The 21,971-nt window shown below is 56.4% G+C and carries 16 protein-coding genes and 1 tRNA gene; 12 read left to right on the forward strand and 5 right to left on the reverse strand.

Going from position 1 to position 21,971, the window contains the following annotated elements:
- Positions 1–217 precede the first annotated feature (217 nt).
- Both HEP89_RS21465 and HEP89_RS21470 read left to right on the forward strand, forming a co-directional pair.
- Positions 218–1,378 carry an efflux RND transporter periplasmic adaptor subunit gene (locus HEP89_RS21465; protein ID WP_208984171.1) on the forward strand — a complete coding sequence of 387 codons (1,161 nt, stop codon included), beginning with the start codon at positions 218–220 and terminating at the stop codon, positions 1,376–1,378.
- Positions 1,379–4,534 carry a multidrug efflux RND transporter permease subunit gene (locus tag HEP89_RS21470; protein WP_168692992.1) on the forward strand — a complete coding sequence of 1,052 codons (3,156 nt, stop codon included), beginning with the start codon at positions 1,379–1,381 and terminating at the stop codon, positions 4,532–4,534. It begins immediately after the preceding gene.
- A 238-nt stretch (positions 4,535–4,772) separates the two neighbouring features.
- Here HEP89_RS21470 and HEP89_RS21475 read toward each other — a convergent pair.
- Positions 4,773–4,848, reverse strand: a tRNA-Lys gene (locus HEP89_RS21475).
- A gap of 371 nt (positions 4,849–5,219) precedes the next feature.
- Here HEP89_RS21475 and HEP89_RS21480 point away from each other — a divergent pair.
- The 3 genes from HEP89_RS21480 (at position 5,220) to HEP89_RS21490 (ending at position 7,792) form a co-directional block, all read left to right on the forward strand.
- Positions 5,220–5,513 carry a hypothetical protein gene (locus tag HEP89_RS21480; protein ID WP_031268452.1) on the forward strand — a complete coding sequence of 98 codons (294 nt, stop codon included), beginning with the start codon at positions 5,220–5,222 and terminating at the stop codon, positions 5,511–5,513.
- Between the two features lie 299 nt (positions 5,514–5,812).
- Complete coding sequence (locus HEP89_RS21485) at positions 5,813–6,925, forward strand: TAXI family TRAP transporter solute-binding subunit (RefSeq protein ID WP_209014790.1); 1,113 nt, start codon at positions 5,813–5,815, stop codon at positions 6,923–6,925.
- A 126-nt stretch (positions 6,926–7,051) separates the two neighbouring features.
- The gene (locus HEP89_RS21490; protein ID WP_022998556.1) at positions 7,052–7,792 is read left to right on the forward strand and encodes a cytochrome c biogenesis protein CcdA; all 741 of its coding nucleotides are present in this window, start codon (positions 7,052–7,054) and stop codon (positions 7,790–7,792) included.
- Positions 7,793–7,861: 69 nt separating this feature from the next.
- Here HEP89_RS21490 and HEP89_RS21495 read toward each other — a convergent pair whose 3' ends face one another.
- Positions 7,862–8,800 carry a hypothetical protein gene (locus HEP89_RS21495; RefSeq protein ID WP_168692994.1) on the reverse strand — a complete coding sequence of 313 codons (939 nt, stop codon included), beginning with the start codon at positions 8,798–8,800 and terminating at the stop codon, positions 7,862–7,864.
- 509 nt (positions 8,801–9,309) lie between these two features.
- Between HEP89_RS21495 and glmU the strand changes: the two genes are divergently transcribed.
- The 3 genes from glmU to HEP89_RS21510 all read left to right on the forward strand — a co-directional run bounded on the left by glmU (position 9,310) and on the right by HEP89_RS21510 (position 13,053).
- On the forward strand, positions 9,310–10,665 hold the full coding sequence (gene glmU / locus HEP89_RS21500) for a bifunctional UDP-N-acetylglucosamine diphosphorylase/glucosamine-1-phosphate N-acetyltransferase GlmU (protein WP_168692995.1): 1,356 nt from the start codon (positions 9,310–9,312) through the stop codon (positions 10,663–10,665).
- Between the two features lie 117 nt (positions 10,666–10,782).
- The gene (gene glmS / locus HEP89_RS21505) at positions 10,783–12,609 is read left to right on the forward strand and encodes a glutamine--fructose-6-phosphate transaminase (isomerizing) (RefSeq protein ID WP_168692996.1); all 1,827 of its coding nucleotides are present in this window, start codon (positions 10,783–10,785) and stop codon (positions 12,607–12,609) included.
- Between the two features lie 3 nt (positions 12,610–12,612).
- Entirely contained in the window at positions 12,613–13,053 is a 441-nt protein-coding gene (locus HEP89_RS21510) for a GNAT family acetyltransferase (RefSeq protein WP_168692997.1), read from the forward strand.
- Between the two features lie 9 nt (positions 13,054–13,062).
- Here the strand turns inward: HEP89_RS21510 and HEP89_RS21515 are convergent, their stop codons facing one another.
- Positions 13,063–13,482 (reverse strand): YbaN family protein, encoded by a 420-nt coding sequence (locus tag HEP89_RS21515; protein ID WP_062488708.1) that lies wholly within the window; start codon positions 13,480–13,482, stop codon positions 13,063–13,065.
- Positions 13,483–13,604: 122 nt separating this feature from the next.
- Between HEP89_RS21515 and HEP89_RS21520 the strand changes: the two genes are divergently transcribed.
- The gene (locus tag HEP89_RS21520; RefSeq protein ID WP_055654395.1) at positions 13,605–14,342 is read left to right on the forward strand and encodes a DUF502 domain-containing protein; all 738 of its coding nucleotides are present in this window, start codon (positions 13,605–13,607) and stop codon (positions 14,340–14,342) included.
- A 104-nt stretch (positions 14,343–14,446) separates the two neighbouring features.
- On the opposite strand, the gene recG is transcribed toward HEP89_RS21520, so the two are convergent.
- Complete coding sequence (recG, locus tag HEP89_RS21525; RefSeq protein WP_168692998.1) at positions 14,447–16,549, reverse strand: ATP-dependent DNA helicase RecG; 2,103 nt, start codon at positions 16,547–16,549, stop codon at positions 14,447–14,449.
- 231 nt (positions 16,550–16,780) lie between these two features.
- Here recG and HEP89_RS21530 point away from each other — a divergent pair, with 231 nt between their 5' ends.
- Together HEP89_RS21530 and mfd are read left to right on the forward strand one after the other, a co-directional pair.
- On the forward strand, positions 16,781–17,098 hold the full coding sequence (locus tag HEP89_RS21530) for a succinate dehydrogenase assembly factor 2 (RefSeq protein ID WP_077292816.1): 318 nt from the start codon (positions 16,781–16,783) through the stop codon (positions 17,096–17,098).
- A 17-nt stretch (positions 17,099–17,115) separates the two neighbouring features.
- On the forward strand, positions 17,116–20,601 hold the full coding sequence (gene mfd / locus HEP89_RS21535; RefSeq protein WP_168692999.1) for a transcription-repair coupling factor: 3,486 nt from the start codon (positions 17,116–17,118) through the stop codon (positions 20,599–20,601).
- Between the two features lie 238 nt (positions 20,602–20,839).
- On the opposite strand, the gene HEP89_RS21540 is transcribed toward mfd, so the two are convergent.
- Positions 20,840–21,496: a protein-L-isoaspartate(D-aspartate) O-methyltransferase gene (locus HEP89_RS21540; protein WP_168693000.1), complete on the reverse strand. Its 657-nt coding sequence runs from the start codon at positions 21,494–21,496 to the stop codon at positions 20,840–20,842.
- A 171-nt stretch (positions 21,497–21,667) separates the two neighbouring features.
- On the opposite strand from HEP89_RS21540, the gene HEP89_RS21545 reads away from it, so the two are divergent.
- The gene (locus HEP89_RS21545) at positions 21,668–21,961 is read left to right on the forward strand and encodes a septum formation initiator family protein (protein WP_022998567.1); all 294 of its coding nucleotides are present in this window, start codon (positions 21,668–21,670) and stop codon (positions 21,959–21,961) included.
- The last annotated feature ends 10 nt before the right edge of the window (positions 21,962–21,971 follow it).

Raw genomic sequence — 21,971 nt, forward strand, 5'->3', positions numbered from 1 at the left:
TTATCGCATTCAGAAAATTTGCCGACGCACAAACCATTAGGTGTGTTTCGTGATTGCCGTGTCGGGCAATGTATACGTGACTTTGAAAACGTTAAGGAATTTTTCCCGCCAAGACCACACGGCAAGGGCACTATTCACTTGTTGAATCAACCAGTCCTTTTATAGTGAACCCCAAATTATGCGCCTTGACCTGATGGTCGGACTGCGGAGTTCCCGAATGACTTTTTTGCCTTTTGCCTCTTTCCCTCGCAATTTTGCACTCGTTGCTGCAACCTCGGCACTCTTGGCCGCATGCTCCGACGACTCGCAAAAGGCCGCTCCGGCAGCGCCGCCACCATCGGTGACCGTTGCGAAGATTGCATCCCAGGATATTCGTCAAAGCGCACGTTTTGTCGGGCAAGTCGCTGCAATCGACCAGGTCGATCTCATGGCTCGCGTCAAAGGTTTCCTGGAAGAGAAAGCTGTGCCGGACGGCTCCGTCGTCAAGAAAAACGACCTGTTGTTCACGATTGAAAAAGCGCAGTATCAGGCCGCACTGACAAAGGCCAAGGCGGATCTTGCAAGCGCAAAGGCAGACGCTGCACTGAAGGCTGCCGACGAGAAGCGTGACAGGGACCTCCGAGACAAGGGGCATCTCTCCGAGGCTGCTTACGAAGCGACCTTGGCGCAAAAGCAACAGGCGGAAGCCTCTGTGGAGGCAGCGCAATCGTCTCTGCAGGAGGCGGAACTCAACCTCAGCTACACCGATATTTCGGCACCTTTCGACGGCCAGCTCGGCAAGACCACCTACAGCGTTGGCGAGGTCGTCGGACCCACGACGAATTCACTGGCCAGCTTGATCAGCCTTGCTCCTGTCTATGTCAATTTTTCCGTCAGCGAGGCGCAGTATCTCAACGCGGTCAAGACACACGGGATAAACCCTGCCGATATCCAGCCGGATGAGTCTCCAGACCTGAAACTGGTTTTGCCAAACGGGCAGGACTATAATGAAAAGGGCAAAATCGTTTTCATCGACAATCAGGTCGATACAGCGACAGGCACCATCTCCTTCCGCGGACAATTCGACAACAAGGACATCCGCCTGATTTCCGGAACCTATGTGACGGTGGTTCTCGAAGCGCCGAAAACGGAAACGGCGCTGGTTGTGCCGCAGGCTGCCATTCAAAGGGACCAGGAAGGTGCGTTTGCACTGGCAATCACGTCGGACAAGAAGGTCGAACAGCGCTACGTGACACTGGGTCAGCAGGAAGGCACGGATTTCGTCGTCTCCAAAGGCCTGAAGGAAGGTGACGAGGTCATCATCGAAGGGTTGCAGAAAGTGCGCCCCGGCGTTGTCGTGAATCCGGTACTTGCTTCCAAGCCGGCGGAGAAAAGCTAAATGTTTTCACGCTTTTTTATCTACCGGCCGAAATTCGCGCTGGTCATTTCCATTGTTATCACTATTGCCGGTGTGCTTGGGTATCTGTCGCTTCCGGTTGAACAGTTTCCGAATATCACCCCGCCGGTCGTAAACGTTACGGCGACCTATACCGGCGCCAATGCCGAAGTGCTGGAAGAAACTGTTGCCGCGCCGATCGAAGGGCAGGTCAACGGCGTCGACGACATGATCTACATGCAGTCGACCAGTAACGACAGCGGCAACTATTCGCTCAACGTTACCTTCGCTGTCGGAACAGATCCGGACATTGCCACGGTCAACACGCAGAACCGGGTCAGTCAGGCCAACAGCCAGCTGCCAAGCGATGTGACCAACAACGGTGTGACAGTGCAAAAAGCCAGCACGAACATGTTGCTGGTCATTACACTGTTTTCGCCAAACGGCAGTTATGATCCGGTCTTCCTGTCAAACTATGCCTCGATCAACCTGAAGGATGCACTTGCCCGTGTGCCAGGGGTTGGTCTGGCAGACGTCATGACCGACTTTTCCTACGGCATGCGCATCTGGCTTGATCCGGACAGATTGACCAGCCTGGGCATGACACCGACGGATTTCATCACCGCCGTACGTGACCAGAACATTCAGGTGGCTGCCGGTCAGATCGGCGCACCTCCGGTTCCGGAAGGACAGCAGTTCCAGTACACGATCAAGGCAAAGGGCCGTCTGACCTCACCGGAAGAATTTGAACAGATCGTTCTGCGGACCGGTGCAGACGGCGCAGTCGTAACGATTGGCGATGTCGCCCGCGTCGAACTCGGCGCGCAGGTTTACAACGCCTCCGGCGAATACAACGGCAAGCCTTCCACGGTTCTGGCAATCTATCAGGCACCAGGTGCAAACGCGCTTCAGGTATCGGAAAACGTGCTGGCTCGCCTGGATGAACTGGCCAAGAATTTTCCGCCGGACATGCAGTACGGTGTTCCCTTCAACACCACGGATTTCGTTCAGGCTTCTCTCAACGACGTCATCACCACGCTTTTCCTGACCTTCCTTCTGGTGGTCTCGGTGGTGTTCATCTTCCTCGGGAACTGGCGAGCGACAATCATTCCGACTGTTGCCATTCCAGTGTCGCTTATCGGCACGTTTGCTGTCCTGCTGGCACTTGGCATGACGCTCAACACGATTTCGCTCTTCGCGCTGGTTCTGGCCATTGGTATCGTTGTGGATGATGCCATCGTCGTCGTGGAAAACGTGGAGCGCATCATAGCCGATGAAGGCTTGTCGCCGAAAGAAGCCACGACGAAGGCGATGGAACAGATCACAAGTCCGGTGATTGCCACGACGCTGGTGCTGCTGGCGGTGTTCGTTCCGACAATCTTCATGCCGGGCATTACCGGCCGTCTCTATTCCCAGTTCGCAGTCACCATCTCGGTCTCTGTGTTGATTTCCTCAATCAACGCGCTGACGCTGTCTCCGGCTCTCTGTGGCCTGATCCTGAAAGCCCGTTCTGGCCCGCCGCGCGGCATCATGGGGCTGTTCGACCGTGGCATCACCTCGGTACGTAACGGATATACCGGTATTATTCGCCGCCTTGTTCGTTTCGCCGTGATAGGGCTTGCCGTAGTTGCCGGGGCGGTCGCCTTGATCGTGACACTCGGCGGATCACTGCCTCAGGGCTTTCTGCCTTCGGAAGACCAGGGCTACCTGATGGTCGACGTTCAGCTTCCCGATGGAGCGTCGTTGCAACGGACGGAGAACGTCACCAAGCAGGTGGTTGACCTGACTTCCAAAACGCCGGGTGTGGAAGACGTCGTCATCGTCAACGGCTACTCCATCCTGAACGGCGCAACGTCCTCGAATGCGGCGCTGGTGATTGCGACTATGAAGAACTGGGAAGACCGTCAGGCACCCGACCTTCGCATTAACGCGATCCTCGCAAAGTTCTGGGCGGAATTCTCGACGATTCCCGGTGCGAATATCATTGCCTTCAACCCCCCGCCGATTCCGGGCCTTGGCACGACCGGCGGTGTTCAGGTGATGCTGCAACAAACCGGTGGAGGTTCGCCGCAGGATTTGTCATCGGCACTTGGTTCGATGATTTATTCTGCCAACCAGAGTGCCGAAGTTGGGCGCGCCTACTCGACTTTTCGGGCCAATGTGCCTCAGGTCTTTATCGATCTTGATCGTGAAAAGGCCAAAACGCTCGGCATCAATGTGTCGGATGTGTTCACGACACTGCAGGCTTATCTGGGCTCGTACTATATCAACGACTTCAACATCTTCGGCCGGGTCTACAAGGTGATGATCCAGGCCGAAGGCAAGTTCCGCGATAGGGTGGAGGATATCGGTGCACTTTATGTGCGGTCGAGCGACGGCACCATGGTGCCCATGCGCAGCATTCTGACGACACAGAATGTCCTCGGTCCGCAGATCCTGACCCGCTACAACATGTTCCGTGCTGCTGCCGTGATGGCTGATCCGGCTCCTGGTGCTTCAACAGGTGTTGTCATCAACGAAGTCAATGCCGCGGGTGCTGAAGCTCTTCCGGACGGGTATTCTCTCGAGTGGACAGGTACAGCGCTGCAGCAGCTCGGATCGGGGCAGATCGTTCTTTTCATCCTGCTTTTGTCAATCTTGTTCACGTATCTCTTCCTGGTCGCTCAGTATGAGAGCTGGACGATGCCGATTGCGATCTTGATGTCGGTGTCCTTTGCAATCCTCGGGGCGCTTGTTGCGGTCTTTGCGACTGGGGGGGATGTCAACCTCTACACACAGATCGGCATGATCATGCTTGTCGGGATGGGCGCCAAGAATGCCATCCTCATCGTGGAGTTTGCGATGGAGCAAAGGGCCGATGGCAAGTCGATCAAGGATGCAGCAGTAGAAGCGGCTCATCTTCGGTTCAGGGCGGTCATGATGACGGCCTTGTCGTTCTTGCTCGGTGTCGTGCCTTTGATGACCGCATCAAGTGCTGGTGCGGCCAGTCAGAAGGCCATTGGCTTCGCGGTGTTCGGTGGCATGCTGTTTGCGACCTGCATCGGCATTCTCATGATCCCGATTCTTTTTGTGAACATGCAGACCATGCGTGAAACTGTCAAAAGCTGGTTTGGCGGAAAAGGAAAAAACCAGACGGAACAGGAGCCTGTTGCGTCCTGACGTGAGAAAATTTTCAATACGCAAACGATTTTGCGTTGTTTGAATCTTACTTAAGGTTAGTTTGGCCGGGCGATCCAGATGGGTTGTCCGGCTTTGCTTTTAGGTCAAATGCCAGCAAGTTCTCAGGTCTCGGGATCGCGAACTTGGATAGTGAAAACACAGATCTCGTCCACCGTGCGACGCGCAAGCGGTGGATACTACAAGCTTAAAATTTTTAAGGCTAAGGTTTTGGAAATATTGGTGAGCCGACAGGGGTTCGAACCCTGGACCTACTGATTAAAAGTCAGTTGCTCTACCAGCTGAGCTATCGGCTCTCACCAATTTCCGAAGCGGTTCAGTGCGTTGTTGCAGCGCCACCGCGTTGGTGGCGTGTGTTTAGGCCGACCTTGAGGACAATGCAAGAGGCAAAATCGATTTTTTCAACAGGGTAGGAAAAAACAGCGTTGTTCAGTGGTCACTGTTGAAAACACACAACCAAATTCGGGAAATGGTGAATTCTCGCACATGTTATTAGCAACAACGGTCCTTCGATTGATAGTATTATCAAGTACAGTCGATTTTACTCTTTTTAACTCTAGTTGCTAATTTTCGCTTCTAAGAAAATAACGATCATTCTCCTGCGAAAACTGTCAGGTAGCGCAATAAAGCTATGTGAGGTAACGTTATCAGGCACATGAGAGGTTACATGCACACAACGACAATCGACACCCACACGAGCTCCGTCGAGTTCGATTTCGTGAAAGGGCACATCGCGGCGACGATGACGCTGATTCACGGATTGATCGACCAGGGCTTGATCGACCGGGAACGGCTCGACCTGTTTTTCGCGTCGTTTATCGGAGACCTACCGCATAGCCGGGAAACGCTCGGCTTGCGTCTCATCCTTGACCAGTGGCGGCAGGGCCTTCGCGACGGTGATGCTGAAGAAGAGCTAAAGGGGAAGCTCTTTGAGGTAATCCGGGGAGGGCGAAACAACTGACGCTGTCTGGAGTATGGCCGGTCCAAGGGGTTGGGGACCGTGGCATATTCTCGTCCGTAGCATTTGTTCAATCGAAATTTGTTCTGATCAGAAATTTTTTCAAATTGTTTGTGCTATCGGTCCGGTCATGGGCTCGTTAACTTGTGATTGAACCGATCGTCCCGAACTGGCGTTGACGCGTCGCCTTTGCTATCCCTTCGACATTGCGTAATCTTGCGGGTGCCTCGGCAGCCAGATCTGCAGGAGTCGCACTGCAGCGCCTGATGCTGGGTTGTTGCAGTCGGTGTGTAGCCGAGTTGTTGAAGGATACCGCCATATTTGTCGGCGGCAGAAGGGCGGAACATTTGGCAAAGTCTCAGGAGACCCTAGTAGCGACGCAGTGCTTTACGCGCCAGTTGTCCGGTTCCAATACCGCATGCAGCCGTCTTACCGCACTTCTGGGCGCGGGATTGTTGGTTATGAGTGGTGCAATCGATGGCGTGCGTGCGGATGAACAGCATTTCATCACGATTGGCACCGGCGGCGTTACCGGCGTCTACTATCCGTCCGGCGGGGCGACATGCAAGATTGTCAACATGACACGCGCCGACCACGGCGTTCGTTGCTCAGTCGAAACCACGCTGGGGTCAATTGCCAATATCGAAAAGATTCGTTCCGGTGAAATCGATTTTGGTTATGTGCAGTCCGACTGGCAGCATCACGCTTTTCTCGGGACCTCTGCGTTTGAAGAGGTCGGGCCGTTTGACGAGCTACGCTCCATATTTTCACTTCATGCCGAAGTCGCAACAATCGTCGTTCGAGACGAATCTTCTTATCGGGTCTTCGATGATTTGAAAGAGGCAAAGATAAATATCGGCAGCAAGGGATCGGGGTCTGCAGCTTCCTGGAACGCACTGATCAGCGGCCTTGGCTGGACGCAGAGTGATCAGGAAGATCTTGAAGAGCTCAAGACATCGGAGCTGTCTGAAGCGCTTTGTTCAGGCAGAATTGATGCGTATTTCGAATTGATAGGTCATCCGGCTGCGTTGATCGAGGAAACTCAGGCTCGTTGCGATATTCGTCTGATTGGTATCGATGGCAAAGCCGTTGACGAGCTTTTGACAGAAGTTCCCTACTACATGCCGGCCGACATCCCTGCGGGCCTTTATGGTCTTTCGCAGCCAGTGGATTCCTTCGGCGTTGTCGCGACCTTCGTAACGTCTGCACGCATGCCGGAACCGATCGTGACAACACTCGTAGAAGCGGTTTTCGAAAATTTCGACAGTTTCAAGCGTCTGCATCCTGCACTTGGCCGCCTGACAGAAAATGACCTGGTTGCCTACGGGATGCCGGCGCCGCTACATCCTGGCGCATTGACCTATTTCCAGGAAAAAGGCCTAGTGCCCGCAACCGCACCGGCAAAGGCAAACTGACCGGTGTTCACAGCTCTCCAAATGGTGAGCACCTTGTGTCTTTGGTCAAAGCGGGGAAGCGGCTAATATGGTCGCTCCGAGGCTCGCCGGATTGCCGGTGGGCTGCCTGAACAACCGGAATGTCGAATGATCCAGGAAGTCACCATCATAGGCGCCGCGCTTGCCGGTGTCCTATCTTTTGTCTCGCCTTGCGTCCTGCCGTTGGTGCCACCTTACCTGGGGTTCCTCGCGGGCGTTTCGCTGGAGCAACTATCAGGTGAAGCAGAAGACAGCACGGCTGCATCGCGTCGGGTGTTTCTGAGTGCCCTGTTCTTTGTGCTTGGTTTTTCAACCGTGTTCGTTTTGCTGGGGGCGACTGCCAGTTTTCTTGGCCAGTTCATTCGCGCCTATCTCGATTACCTGAGCTATATCGCCGGCGCCGCGATCATCGTTATGGGCCTGCATTTCCTTGGCGTGTTCCGCATAGGCCTGCTTTACAAGGAAGCGCGTGTTCACGTGGAGAAAAAGCCTGCGGGTCCGCTTGGCGCCTATGTCATCGGCCTTGCCTTCGGCTTTGGCTGGACACCTTGTGTCGGCCCAATACTGGCCGCCATTCTGTTTGTCGCTGGCGGAAAAGAAACGGTGGGGCAGGGAGCCTTGCTCTTGAGCGCCTATGCACTCGGCCTCGGTATCCCGTTCCTGATTGCAGCGCTTTTCGCTTCGCCGTTTCTCAAGTTCATGCGGCGGTTCCGCAAGCACATGGGTGTCGTCGAAAAGACCATGGGCGGAGTTCTCGTATTGACCGGGGTCATGTTCCTGACCGGGCAGATGGCGGTCTTGTCCTATTGGCTCCTGGAAACGTTCCCCGCGCTGCAGACCATCGGATAAACGCAGCGCCAAGGTTCTTCGCCTTGGCGCATTGCATCAACCGAATGGAATCTAACGAGATTAGTTGCCTTAAAACGCCGTGTCGCGAAATTCCGCAGCAGTCACGAGCGGGTCACCCGCGAACAGGGCCGGGTGACAGAGCTCAGTCACATCCAACAGGTGAAGACACGCAACGGCAGCGTCCGCCGCATTGGCAAACGGTCCGACCATCAAGGCAATACCGCCTTGAGGCGTATTTCGTTCCATCAGGAGCGGGCGAAGGTCACGCATGCGTTCCGCATTTTGATTCTTGAAATCGGCCCAGGCTTTTGCTGCTGCAGCAGTTGAGCTGTAGTGACCGATAATCGCCCCGAAATCGCTTCGTTTCAGTTTGCTGTCACCTCCACCGCGAAGCCGTCCGGCGGGACTGGAAGGCGTGATAACCACAGGTCGACTTGTCGTCTGGGTAGGTGTTGCGTCGAACGGCTCCGGCAAGGGCGGCGTAGAAGGCGTATTGTCTTCAACGGCCAAGGGTATTGAACCTGTCGCTTGGGGTTCGCCACCTGGTGCGGGCAGATCTACCCTTGGCAGGTCGACAATCCGGACCGGTTCGGCAGAATTGAAACTTCGGGTAGGTGCGTCGGCTGGAGCGGTTCCGGAATCGATGCTGACCAACCGGGGGGGCGCCTTGGGGACGTCAAGGGCAGGCGTTGAAACCTGATTCTCGGCGTCCGCCAGATCTGGTGCCGCAGAAGTCGTCTGGTTCGGCTTTGAAGCAACGAGTTTTGCTTTAGGCGACGCGACGGGGACGGGAAGTGGTTTCTCCACTTTTTCAGTCACCTCAGTGCGGACGATGCCCGGGCTCGGTTCCACTGGTTCGCCGCTGTCTCTATCGGTATTTCCCGTTTCAGAAAGCTTGGAAAAAGCAGCTTCCTTCTCCAGTGCTGCGATGCGGCGCGAATATGCAAGATTTTGTTCGGCAAGTGCGCTAAGGCGTCGACGCAATCCGACGATTTCTTTCTGCAGCACAGAGATCTGGCTCTGGTCCAGACCGGGAAGGGGGGCGTGATCGCTTTCTTCCGACAACTGCATGACCTCTACCGGTACCCCTCTGCCGGAAGAGGACGTGATGGAGGCCGTTGACCCCACGCTTCCGACCGGGGGCAGGGCTAGTCCCGTCGGGAAATCGAACTTCGGTGTGAACTGGCCGTGGGCGTTGCTGAACTGGTAGGAAGCAAGGCCGACAGTTCCCATACAAACGGCCGCAAATGCCCAGGAAAGCAGGCCGACACGCGAAGGCGTGAACGTATCCCGGACAACGTCCCGAACAGATTTTTGTGCCTTCCGTTTTGCCAAAAGTCCTGCTTTCCGAGCCTGAAACCGAATCTCAAAGAAGATACCTCATCAGGTGTGCATTATGGTTAATGAAAAGCAAACCGAAGCACTCAGGAAGTCAGATCTTTCAATGTTCTGTGGATCGGGGCATATAGAGGCCGACTTGTGTGGGTGATGCCCGAAAAATTGACAGTGGACCTTTGATGACTTCCCGTTCTTGCCTTTCGATTGTTCTGGCCGCCGGACTCGGCACTCGGATGAAATCCAACCTGCCAAAGGTGATGCATGAGATCGGCGGACTGCCGTTGGTCGGGCATGTGGTAAAGGCCCTGAAACAGGCTGGCTCTGACCGAATTTCCGTCGTAACCGGCCCAGATATGCCCGAGCTTGAAAAGCTGGTTCAAAACCTTGCGCCGGAAGCGCATTGTCATGTCCAGCACGAGAGGCTGGGTACGGCTCACGCGGCGCTTGCCGCCCGGTCTGCGCTGGCCTCGCCTTCGGACGAAGTCCTGATCCTGTTCGGCGACACTCCACTGGTGACGGCAGACACGATAGGCAAAGTTCGACGGGCCTTGTCGGATGGTGCAGACTTGGCAGTGCTTGGGTTCGAAACCCAACAACCATTCGGCTATGGCCGGTTGCTGACCGATAACGGGCAACTTGTTGCCATTCGGGAAGAAAAGGACGCCTCGGACGAAGAACGGAGGATCACCTTTTGCAATTCCGGCATCATGGGTTTCTCGGGGCAGCATGCACTCTCTTTGTTGGATGCGATTGGCAATGCCAATGCCAAAAGCGAATTTTACCTGACGGACGCGGTTGAAATCGCCAACAGCAAGGGCTTGAAGGTTGTTGCGGTTTCCGGCTCGGAAGTCGAAACGCAAGGCATCAATACACGTGCTCAGCTGGCTGCCTGTGAAGAGGATTTCCAGGTTCGTATGCGTAATATCGCTTTGGAAAACGGCTGCACATTGCTTGCGCCGCACACGGTTTATTTCTCGCATGATACCGTTCTGGAATCTGATGTGGTCGTAGAGCAGAATGTCGTCTTCGCCCCGGGGGTAAGGGTCGCAAGCGGAGCAAGGATCCGCGCCTTCAGTCACCTTGAGGGGGCATCCGTTGGCAGAAATAGCGCTGTTGGCCCCTATGCCCGTCTGCGGCCCGGCGCGGTTCTGGGGGCCGACACCCGTGTCGGCAACTTTGTCGAAGTCAAAAACACGACCTTCGAAGACGGTGCCAAGGCCAATCATCTCAGTTACATCGGTGATGCAAGTGTCGGCTCGAAGTCGAACATTGGTGCTGGCACGATAACCTGCAATTACGACGGCTATCTGAAACACCGGACAGAGATTGGAGCGGGCAGTTTTGTCGGTTCCAATTCCACGCTGGTGGCACCGGTCAGCCTTGGCAGTGGGTCTTTTGTCGCTGCCGGAAGCGTGATCACCTATGATGTGGACCAGGATTCCATGGCATTTGGCCGTGCTCGGCAGATCGTCAAGGAAGGCAAGGCAAAACAGCTGCGGGACCGGCTGAAGGCTGCCAAGGAAAGCAAATCCTGACTTTCATACAATTCTCGACCCTTGTCATTTAATGAAACAGGGATTGATTTCTGGTTGGCAGGCGCTGTCGTCTAAAGCAGTGCGGTCCATTGGATCCATTTTTAAAGGGCTTTTTGCATGTGTGGCATTGTTGGCGTGTTGGGAACGGTTGATGCGGCGCCGCGGATCGTGGATTCGCTGAAGCGGCTGGAATACCGGGGCTATGATTCTGCCGGGGTTGCCACATTGGTGGATGGTGCCATCGTACGTCGCAGGGCGGAAGGCAAGCTGCGCAATCTTGAAGCTGTTCTCGAAAAATCACCCCTGACAGGCATCTCCGGGATCGGTCACACACGGTGGGCAACACACGGTGCACCAACTGTTGCCAATGCCCACCCGCACCAGGCCGGCTCGGTTGCCGTCGTTCATAATGGTATCATCGAAAACTATCTGGAACTCCGAGAGGAAATCGTCGCTGCCGGCGCCGTGCTGGATACGGAAACCGACACAGAAGTAGTGGCCCATCTGGTCAATCTGTCGATGGCCAACGGACTTTCTCCTCGCGATGCTGTTGCACAGGTTCTGCCGCGCCTGAAGGGTGCTTTTGCATTGGCGATGCTGTTTTCCGGTGAGGAAGATCTTCTTATCGGTGCCCGCAAAGGATCGCCGCTTGCTGTCGGGCATGGAGACGGGGAAATGTTCTTCGGGTCCGATGCCATAGCCCTGTCGCCGTTTACCGACCGGATTACCTATCTTGATGAGGGCGATTGGGCTGTCATCACTAGGGCAGGTGTTGAGATTTTCGATCAGGCGAACCAGCCTGTCACGCGCCCGGAAGCAAGGTCGTCTGTCACCTCCAGTCTGATGGACAAGGGCAATTACAAGCACTTCATGGCCAAGGAAATCCACGAGCAGCCGGAAGTGCTGGGCCATACGCTGTCACGCTATTTCGATTACACGACCAAGCGGGCTCGTGTGGAAGGGGCTGACCAACTCAAGTTCAAGGACCTGTCGCGCCTTATCATCACGGCCTGCGGAACGGCGTATCTTGCCGGTCTGGTGTCCAAATACTGGTTCGAGAAATACGCTCGCCTTCCCGTGGAGATCGATATCGCCAGTGAGTTCCGCTATCGCGAAACACCGGTGAGCGACAAGGACACGGCGCTGGTGATTTCCCAGTCTGGTGAAACTGCAGACACGCTCGCCTCACTGCGGTACTGCAAGACGAACGGTGCCACGATCGGCGCGATCGTCAATGTACCGGAAAGCACGATAGCCCGGGAAGCCGACCGGGTGTTCCAGACCATTGCCGGACCTGAAATCGGCGTCGCCTCGACAAAGGCCTTCACGTGTCAGCTTGCGGTGCTCGCCGGTCTTGCCCTGCAGGCCGGACGGGAACGCGGCGTGCTGACGCCGGAGCGGGAGCAGGAGCTTGTCGCGGAATTGATCGAAGTGCCGAGCCTTGCTCTCAAGGCCCTGGCCCGTGAAAGCGATATCGAGAAACTAGCGCATCCGCTCTCCAAGGCAAGCAATGCCCTTTACCTCGGCCGGGCAACCAATTTCCCGCTTGCTCTGGAAGGCGCGCTGAAGCTCAAGGAGCTCTCCTACATCCACGCAGAAGGCTACGCTGCCGGGGAACTCAAGCACGGTCCTATAGCCCTCATTGATGAAAACATGCCGGTTTTCGTGATCGCGCCCTATGACGCGATTTACGAGAAAACCGTTTCCAACATGCAGGAAGTGGCTGCGCGCGGCGGACGGATCGTGCTCATCACAGACGAGCGCGGTGCGTCGGAGTGTGGCAATGCGGCCGAAAATACAGTCATTCTGCCGGACATGTCGGATATCGTTGCGCCGATCATCTACGCGTTGCCTGTTCAGCTCATTGCCTACCACACGGCTGTCTTCATGGGCACCGATGTCGATCAGCCGAGGAACCTGGCCAAATCCGTGACGGTTGAATAGTCCATGGACAGCACAAGCACGCAAGATCGGGTTCTGCCCTTCGAGGAGCGGTTCCGGGCCGACGTTATTGCTCTCTGGGAGAAATGTGGACTGACGCGCCCCTGGAATGACCCGGACAAGGACATCGACCGCAAGAAGACCGACAAAAACGGTGCCTTCTTCGTGCTTCTGCGTGGAGACAGGCTTATCGGGTCCGTCATGGCCGGGTATGACGGCCACCGCGGCTCGATCAACTATCTTTCAGTCGATCCCGAATGCCAGACGGTGGGCCTCGGGAAAATGCTGATGAGCCGCTGCGAGGCATTCCTAGTTGCGAAGGGCTGTCCGAAGATCAACCTTATGGTACGTCAGGACAACGACAAGGTTCTGCGGTTTTACGAACAACTCGGATATGCGGAGGAAAGCGCTGTTTCCCTTGGGAAGCGGCTTATTCCAGACATTTAGCCCGTCGACCTATGACGGATCCTTGCAACCGTCGGGAGGGGTGTTGCCCGGGCCCGATGGACGAGACAAGACGTAGGCTGCGCAGCCGATCATGAACAGTCCGACACCTATGGCAAGCCACAGGTCAGGATGGGCTGAAAGATAGAAGACGCAATATCCGAAGGTCATTCCGGAAATGGCGAAGATCTTTGCCTTCGGCGGGATCGCACCATGTTCGCGCCAGGCAATCACTGGCGGCCCGAAGATAGGGTGGTTGAGGATGCGCGCCTCAAGTGCGGGAGAGGATCTGGCAAAACAGGCAGCGGCAAGGATGAAGAATATCGTGCTCGGCAGAATGGGAAGGAACGCACCGACAATCCCGAGGCCGACACATCCGGTTCCCAGAAGTTTGAACGTGGTCCGCCGCAACACTGCCTCCAAATCCGGCATAATTTGAATACATCGCTGAAAAATAAATCAAGCGAAGGATACCGCACTGCGATAAAGATGCTTATCTAAGTGCGGGTCAGTTGAAAAGACGAGCACACACAGGGAAGTTTCGGGTTTAACCCATGAGCCGACATAAACATAAAGCAGAAGACGCGCACAAGATAGGCCATCGGCCGGGTGCGGCAACACGTCTTCGCAACTACTTCCTGACAGGGCTGGTCATCGCCGGCCCGATCGGCATTACCCTGTGGTTGACCTGGACCTTCATCAAATGGGTGGATGGCTGGGTCAAGCCGTTTGTACCCAAGATCTACAATCCGGACACCTACCTGCCGTTTCCGATACCCGGTTTCGGGCTCATTGTTGCAGTGTTTGTTCTCACGGTCGTCGGCTTTCTTGCAGCAAACTTCCTTGGCCGCAGTCTTATCTCGGTTGGCGAAAAAATCGTTGGTCGCATGCCGCTCGTTCGTAACATTTACAGTGGCTTGAAGCAGATTTTTGAGACAGTGCTTGATCAGCGCGGAAGCAGCTTCACCACGGCGGCGCTGATCGAATATCCACGCAGAGGCCTCTGGGCGATTGTGTTCATCTCCACCGACACCAAGGGCGAAGTGGAGCGCCGGCTCAAGGACAAGGCCGATACACTTTCCGTATTCCTGCCGACGACGCCGAACCCGACATCGGGATTTTTGCTGTTTGTTCCGAAGGAAGATGTGATCGAACTGGACATGAGTGTCGAAGATGCCGCAAAGCTCGTGATCTCGGCTGGTCTGGTCAATCCGAAATATCCGGAAATTCTCGCAGACGATATTGTCGATCCGGCGCAGCTGGAACGGGTGAGAAGCTCCGAAGACGCCTGAGTGCGTTAAGCCATGTAATCAATTATTCGCTTTGCCCTACGTCGTCAGGCGTCCTTGCCGACTTACGCGCGATTGGCTCAGTTGGCTGCTGCTGTTCGATCGTGTCAGCCGGCCCTGAGGAGCCTGATCGCGGCATCGCGGCCGAACAGATACAAAAGACACCGCAGAGCTTCGCCGCGTTTGGTTTTCAGATCCGGATCCAGTTCAAGGATAAGTCTCGCGTCGTCGCGTGCGACTTCCATCAGATCGGCGTGTTCGTCAGCGCGTGCGATACGAAAACCTGGCGTGCCGGATTGCCGGGTGCCGAGAATTTCACCACCGCCGCGAAGCTTCAGATCTTCTTCCGCGATCAGGAAACCATCGTTGGTCTGGCGCATGATGTTGAGGCGCGCGCCAGCCGTTTCTCCAAGCGGTCCCTTGTAAAGAAGGACGCAGGACGAAGGCTTGTCACCCCGTCCGACACGGCCTCGCAGCTGGTGCAATTGCGCGAGGCCAAACCGTTCGGCGTGTTCGATCACGATTATGGTGGCATCGGGCACATCGACGCCGACTTCAATAACGGTTGTTGCCACCAGCACCTTGGTTGCGCCGGACTTGAAGTCTGCCATGGCGGCATCTTTTTCGTCGGCGTTCATGCGGCCGTGGACCAGTGAGACGCGTTGCCGAAGAGCATGTTCCAGAACCCGGTGTCGTTCCTCAACGGCGGCCAGGTCGATCTTTTCGGATTCTTCCACCAGTGGACATACCCAATAAACCTTCTGTCCGTCGGCGACCGCTGCACCAACCCGGCCAATGATCTCGTCCAGGCGGTCCAGGGACACTGACACGGTTGTGATGGGCTTGCGGCCCGCGGGTTTGTCCGTCAGGCGAGACACGTCCATGTCGCCAAAGCCTGTCAGCACAAGAGTTCTCGGAATAGGGGTGGCGGTCATGACCAGAACATCGACGCCGTTGCCCTTGGCTGAGAGGGCGAGCCGTTGATGCACACCGAAGCGATGCTGCTCGTCTACGACGACCATGGCCAGATTGCGAAAGGTCACGGTTCCCTGGAAAAGGGCGTGGGTGCCGACCACGAGGTCGATCTCACCTGCGTCCAACTGTTCCTGTCGAAGGCGACGTTCCTTCTGGCTGTCCTTTCCGGTCATCAGGGCAAGGCGAATGCCTGCCTTTTCGCACAGTGGCAACATCGACGCGTAGTGCTGTCGGGCGAGAATTTCCGTCGGGGCCATCAGGGCCCCTTGTGCACCGGTTTCTATCACCTGTGCCAGGGCGGCAAGCGCAACAACGGTCTTGCCGGCGCCGACATCGCCTTGCAGAAGTCGCAACATGCGTACTGGTTTGGCGAGGTCTTCATTTATTTCTTCGATCGCTTTTGCCTGACTGCCGGTCAATTGAAACGGCAGTGACGCTATCACCGCTTTTTGCAGTTCCCCTTTGGGGCTTCGCGATATTCCGCCAAGCGTACGCATGTGTGCCCGCACCATGGCAAGAGCCAACTGGCTGGCGAGCAGCTCGTCATAGGCAAGCCGCTGCATGAAGGGGGAGGCGGGGTCGATGTCGTTGCGTTCATGCGGTGCATGCAGTGTCTTCAAGGCTTCTGCAAAGTCCGGCCAGCCAGTCTGGTGAAGATGGGCGTCATTCAGCCATTCCGGGAGGTGAGGCACACGGTCGACAGCCGCCCGCACAGCCTTTTGCAGGGTTTTGGAGCTCAAACCGGCGGTTAACGGATAGACCGGTTCGATCGCCGGCATTTCTTCCGCTTCCTCAGGTTTTAGCGAATAGTCCGGGTGCACCATCTGAGGGCGCTCGTTGAACCATTCGACCTTGCCTGACACGATCCTTCGTTCGCCTTCGGGAAAAGTTTTCTCCAGCCAGTCATGGCGCGGGTGAAAGAAGACAAAGGTGATCTGGCCTGTCTCGTCGTAGGCGTTGATCCGGTAAGGTGCTTTCGAATGCCGGGGGGGCGCCATGTGCCGGCCGATGGTGACATCCAGTGTGACGATGTCGCCATTTTCCGAATAGGCGATGCCCGGGCGGTGCCGCCGGTCTATAAGACTATGAGGAATATGAAAAAGCAGATCAGCAACGGTCGCGTCACGGTCCGGCTGGCTGCCGACGAGGCCGGATACCAGCTTTTCGATCTTTGGTCCGATTCCAGGCAAAGTCGAAACCGGGGCAAACAGGGGATCGAGGACCGGCGGGCGCATGTTCGGCGTGTAAACCTTCGAGAGACGGCAGGGCGTTCGGTATCAGGAACCCCTGTTCTGCCACGAAGGCGGAGCGCTGCGCAACAAATAGAACATTCTGTGAACTGGGCGCTGACAAGCTCGTTCTCTGGCGCTATATAACCGACACGAAATCACTCGTCCGGCCGATATCGGCGAAAACAATTCTGCCTTTGCCTCAAGGCCGGTCAGCTTCTCATAGGTCTGTCTCTCATGTCCGAAATGTCCGGCGCACACGTCGATACCAATGGTGGCGAACGGGATTCCCGGCGCAAGAAAATACTGTTTCGGTGCTGGCATCGGGGCATGAAGGAAATGGATCTGCTGTTGGGTGGATTTGCGGATGCCAAGATCGACAGCCTTACGGAAGAAGAACTCCTCGAACTCGAGCACTTGCTGACAGCGCATGACCAGGATCTGTACGCCTGGATGACAGGTCGCAAGCCCTTGCCGCAGGAGTGGGACGGTCCGCTTTACCGCCGCATCATTGCCTATCATGAAGCCGCCGGTCCGGCCGGGTTCGGCAGATAACAACAAGGACGCCAGCTGTGTTTGACAGCCTGCTGAAGGATCAGGCCAACGTGACGCTTGCCGGCGTTCCGGATGGGGCCGAAAGCTACGCTCTTGCAAGGCTGCTCGCCGAATCCCGAGCGCAGGGCCTTGCCCTGGTATTTGTCGCCCGCGACGCCACGCGCATGGCCATGGTCAGCGAAGCACTTCAGTTCTTCGATCCCGAGGTCGAAATCCTGCAGTTGCCCGCCTGGGATTGCCTGCCATACGACCGCGTTTCGCCCAATTCTGCGATCAGTGCACGCCGCCTGCTGGCGCTCGGCCAACTTGCGCGTGGCATGACGGACGGCAAGAAAACCGTCCTGATGACAACGCTCAACGCGGCACTTCAGCGTGTTCCCGAGCGCTCTTTCATGGCCGACCAGACCTTCTCCATGGCACCGGGTAACCGGGTCGACATGGGAGCGATCTCCACATGGCTGGAGATGAACGGCTTTTCGCGGACCCCGACCGTTCGTGAAACCGGCGAATATGCTGTTCGTGGCGGTATTGTCGATCTCTTTGCGCCTGGAGCGGAGGAGCCCGTGCGGCTCGATTTCTTCGGCGATACCCTTGAATCGATCCGCTCATTCAACGCGGAAACACAGAGAACCTCCAAACAGCTGAAACGCCTTGACCTGGTTCCGATGAGCGAGGTCGTATTGTCCGAGGAAGCCATCTCACGCTTCCGTCGTTCCTATCTCGCCAATTTTGGCGCAGCCAGCCGTGAAGACGTGCTCTATCAGTCGATCAGCGACGGTCGCCGATACGCAGGCATGGAGCATTGGCTGCCACTGTTCCACGACCGACTGGAAAGTCTGTTCGATTACATCGGCGATACGCCTGTCGTTCTGGACACCAGCATGAGTGACGCAGTCCGCGAACGCGTTGACCAGGTCACGGAATACTACCGCGCACGTCAGGAAGCGCGCGAAATGGGGACAAGCGCCGGAACGGTGCCTTACATGCCGGTGGAACCGGCCAGTCTCTATGTCACCGAAGAGGAATGGCGTGCAGCTGTCGCCGACCGCGCAAGCGCCGCACTTGATCCCTTTACTCCGCCGCCAGGCAGCGGCAAGACGATTGTCGAACTGGGTGGGCGTCAGGGCCGGAGTTTTGCTGCCGAAAGGGCCGCGGGCGACATCAACATTTTTGACGCGCTGACTACTCACGTGCGCCAACTGCAAAAGCAGGGCAAACGCACGGTGATTGCCTGCTGGTCGGAAGGTTCGCGCGACCGTCTCGGCCAGATCCTTGAAGACCATGGTCTTGGAGCGGTCAAGAATGCGGACACGCTGAAGGACATCGAGGGACTTCCCGCCAAGACAACCGCGCTGTGTGTACTGGGCATCGAGCATGGCTTTGAGCTCAATGACGTCGTCTTCATCGGCGAACAGGACATTCTCGGCGACAGGCTGGTTCGCAAGTCGCGTCGCAAGTCCAAAGGTGCCAACGTCATTACCGAAGCGACGGGCCTTTCGGAAGGCGATCTCGTCGTTCACGTGGACCACGGTATAGGCAGGTTCATCGGTTTGAAAACGATCGAAGCAGTCGGCGCGCCGCATGACTGCCTGGAACTTCAATATGCCGGTGGCGACAAACTCTATCTTCCGGTCGAAAACATCGAGCTTTTGTCCCGCTATGGCTCGGAAGACCAGGAAGCCCAACTCGACAAGCTTGGCGGCGGTGCCTGGCAGGCACGCAAGGCCAAGCTCAAGAAGCGCATTCTGGAAATCGCCGACGGCCTGATCAAGACAGCAGCTCAACGCGCTCTCAAGACCGCGCCGGTGGTGGAAACACCGGAAGGCGTCTACGACGAGTTCGCGACGCGATTCCCCTACGAGGAAACAGACGATCAGCTTACAGCGATCGATGCGGTTTTCGACGATCTGTCATCGGGGCGGCCGATGGATCGCCTGGTTTGCGGCGACGTTGGATTCGGCAAGACGGAAGTGGCGCTTCGTGCAGCTTTCATTGCCGCCATGTCCGGGCGCCAGGTTGCGGTGGTGGTACCTACGACCCTTTTGGCCCGTCAACACTTCAAGACCTTTTCCGAGCGCTTTCATGGTCTGCCGATCAACGTAGCCCATGCATCCCGCCTGGTGCCCACGAAGCAACTGAGCCTGACCAAGAAAGGCATCACCGACGGATCAGTCGATATTGTCGTCGGCACCCATGCATTGCTGGGCAAGTCCATCGAATTCCGGGATCTCGGCCTGCTTATCATCGACGAGGAGCAGCATTTCGGGGTCAAGCACAAGGAGCGGCTGAAGGAGCTGAAATCGGACGTTCACGTGTTGACGCTATCGGCGACACCGATCCCGCGGACCTTGCAGCTTGCGCTGACCGGGGTACGCGAACTGTCGCTGATCGCAACGCCGCCGGTGGACCGGCTGGCAGTGCGCACGTTCGTTTCGCCGTTCGATCCGTTGGTGGTTCGAGAAGCCCTTCTGCGCGAGCATTACAGAGGCGGGCAGAGCTTCTATGTCTGTCCGCGCCTTGCCGACATTGCAGAGCGCCTCGAGTTCCTTGAAAATCAGGTGCCTGAACTGAAAGTGGCGGTTGCCCATGGCCAGATGCCTCCGGGGGAACTTGAAGACGTCATGAACGCCTTCTATGAGGGCAAGTACAACGTCCTGCTGTCGACAACGATCGTGGAATCCGGGCTGGATATTCCGACCGCGAACACGTTGATCGTGCACCGGGCGGATATGTTCGGCCTTGCACAGCTCTACCAGCTGCGCGGTCGTGTCGGCCGGTCCAAGACCCGCGCCTACGCGCTCTTTACGGTTCCTGCGAACAAGACGTTGACAGCGACTGCCGAACGCCGATTGAAGGTCCTTCAGTCTCTCGAAACGTTAGGGGCAGGCTTCCAGCTGGCCAGCCACGATCTCGACATTCGCGGGGCCGGGAACCTGCTTGGCGAGGAGCAGTCCGGGCATATCAAGGAAGTCGGATTTGAACTGTACCAGCAGATGCTGGAAGAGGCGGTTGCCCAGCTCAAGGATGGTGGCGCGGATTTTGGCGACGAGCAGTGGTCGCCGCAAATCAACATCGGCACGCCTGTTCTCATCCCGGAAAATTACGTCGCGGACCTGCAACTGCGTCTGCAGCTTTACCGCCGTTTGGGCGATGTCACCGAGGCAGAGGAAATCGATTCCTTCGGCGCGGAACTGATCGACCGCTTTGGACCGTTGCCGGAAGAAGTGCAGCATCTCCTCAAGATCGTCTTCATCAAGGGGCTTTGCCGCAAGGCCAATGTCGAGAAGGTCGATGCCGGGCCGAAAGGGATCGTCATCACGTTCCGCAATAGCGAATTCTCCAATCCGGCCGGTCTGGTTTCCTACATTGCCGAGCAGGGTGTCCTTGCGAAGATCCGACCGGATCAGAAGGTGGTCCTGACGCGCGATTGGGATAAAACCGACGCACGTTTGAAAGGGACCGCAACAGTGCTGACCAAGCTGGCGCGCCTGGCGACCGCCTGAGGCAGAGTTCGCCGGCTCACTCAAACGTGTGGAACGAGGGCGTGGACCCGAGCAGGGGCCAGCCCAAAATCGCACTGAATGTGTGGTTATTCGGAGGGCCGAGGAGTTCGCGATGGACGAGCTGGTGGCCCCAAGCCAGAGTAACTTCCTGTTTTACAGAGTTTTTCTGTAACAACGCTTGAACCAATTGAAGGGGCCGCCGGGATACCTGATGTTGGCGGTTGACACCCGACAGGCCTCAGCCCGCATCCGTCCATCCTTCGGCGCCCACCAGAGGTACGTAGGCGACGGCACCGAGATTGTCTGTTTTGAACTCGGTTTCGGAAAGCCTTTCGATCCGGATGAGATCTTGTTGCCGTTTTGACTTGCCAACCGGAATCACCAGTCGACCGCCTACCTTGAGTTGCTTTTTGAGAGAATCGGGAACAGCCGGCGCTCCCGCCGCAACTGCGATGGCATCGAAAGGGGCTTCCGGCGGACAGCCAAGTGTTCCGTCGGCGCAAATAACCTCGACGTTCCTGCAACCTGCCTGTTTCAGATTTTCCCTGGAAAGGCTGACGAGCTCCTGAAGTCGATCTATCGAAATGACTTTTTGAGCGAGGTTTCCAAGCACAGCAGCTGCGTAACCAGAACCTGCCCCGATCTCCAAAACCTTCGCGTTTTCGCTGATTTCAAGCAGTTCGCAAGTGAGAGCCACAACATAGGGCTGGGATATTGTCTGGCCATATCCGATGGACAAAGGCCCATCCCAGTAGGCTCGGTTTACCTGGCTCTTCGGAACAAAGATATGGCGCGGCACACTGGCCATAGCGGCCAGAACCCGTTTATCGCTAATGCCGCGCCTGTGCAGTTGCTTCTCAACCATTTCTGCGCGTGAGGACGTCCACTGATCCATGGGCTGCTCTCGCCGGACACAAATTTACCGTGCATTTGATTGGCTGTCTCAAGACTCTATTAAACCTAAATCCGCATAGTGAGAGAACCAAGAGGCCAGTGTATCAGCGTTAAGGTCCAAAGAGTGCCCCGAGCAGCTACCCGTCAGCGAAAACAGTCATTTCTCCGTCGATTGATCACGCCTGCAATCGCCATTGCTGCGCTTGGTTACTTTGGCTTCCATGCAATGAGCGGTGAGCTAGGTATGGTTGGCCGCGCAATGATCGAGCGTCAGGTTTCCGAACTTGAAGGTGAATTGGCTGTCTTGACCGCCCAGCGTCAGGAGCTCGTCTCAAGGGTTAGTCTGCTTCGGCCGGAGAGCCTCGATCCTGATATGCTCGATGAGCGCGCAAGGCTCAATCTCAACCTGGTGCATCCTGACGAGCTGGTTGTTCTCAGGCCGGGTCACCGTTACAGTATGAACTGAATTTCAGTTG

Source organism: Labrenzia sp. 5N (genome assembly GCF_012395805.1).
In the GTDB taxonomy this organism is placed as follows: domain Bacteria; phylum Pseudomonadota; class Alphaproteobacteria; order Rhizobiales; family Stappiaceae; genus Roseibium; species Roseibium algicola.

What these genes read in the sequence shown, in the direction of transcription:
- HEP89_RS21465 (WP_208984171.1), top strand. Translation starts at nt 218, where the DNA reads ATGACTTTTTTGCCTTTTGCCTCTTTCCCTCGCAATTTTGCACTCGTT.
- HEP89_RS21470 (WP_168692992.1), top strand. Translation starts at nt 1,379, where the DNA reads ATGTTTTCACGCTTTTTTATCTACCGGCCGAAATTCGCGCTGGTCATT.
- HEP89_RS21480 (WP_031268452.1), top strand. Translation starts at nt 5,220, where the DNA reads ATGCACACAACGACAATCGACACCCACACGAGCTCCGTCGAGTTCGAT.
- HEP89_RS21490 (WP_022998556.1), top strand. Translation starts at nt 7,052, where the DNA reads ATGATCCAGGAAGTCACCATCATAGGCGCCGCGCTTGCCGGTGTCCTA.
- glmU (WP_168692995.1), top strand. Translation starts at nt 9,310, where the DNA reads ATGACTTCCCGTTCTTGCCTTTCGATTGTTCTGGCCGCCGGACTCGGC.
- glmS (WP_168692996.1), top strand. Translation starts at nt 10,783, where the DNA reads ATGTGTGGCATTGTTGGCGTGTTGGGAACGGTTGATGCGGCGCCGCGG.
- HEP89_RS21510 (WP_168692997.1), top strand. Translation starts at nt 12,613, where the DNA reads ATGGACAGCACAAGCACGCAAGATCGGGTTCTGCCCTTCGAGGAGCGG.
- HEP89_RS21515 (WP_062488708.1), bottom strand. Translation starts at nt 13,482, where the DNA reads ATGCCGGATTTGGAGGCAGTGTTGCGGCGGACCACGTTCAAACTTCTG.
- HEP89_RS21520 (WP_055654395.1), top strand. Translation starts at nt 13,605, where the DNA reads ATGAGCCGACATAAACATAAAGCAGAAGACGCGCACAAGATAGGCCAT.
- recG (WP_168692998.1), bottom strand. Translation starts at nt 16,549, where the DNA reads ATGCGCCCGCCGGTCCTCGATCCCCTGTTTGCCCCGGTTTCGACTTTG.
- HEP89_RS21530 (WP_077292816.1), top strand. Translation starts at nt 16,781, where the DNA reads ATGTCCGAAATGTCCGGCGCACACGTCGATACCAATGGTGGCGAACGG.
- HEP89_RS21540 (WP_168693000.1), bottom strand. Translation starts at nt 21,496, where the DNA reads ATGGATCAGTGGACGTCCTCACGCGCAGAAATGGTTGAGAAGCAACTG.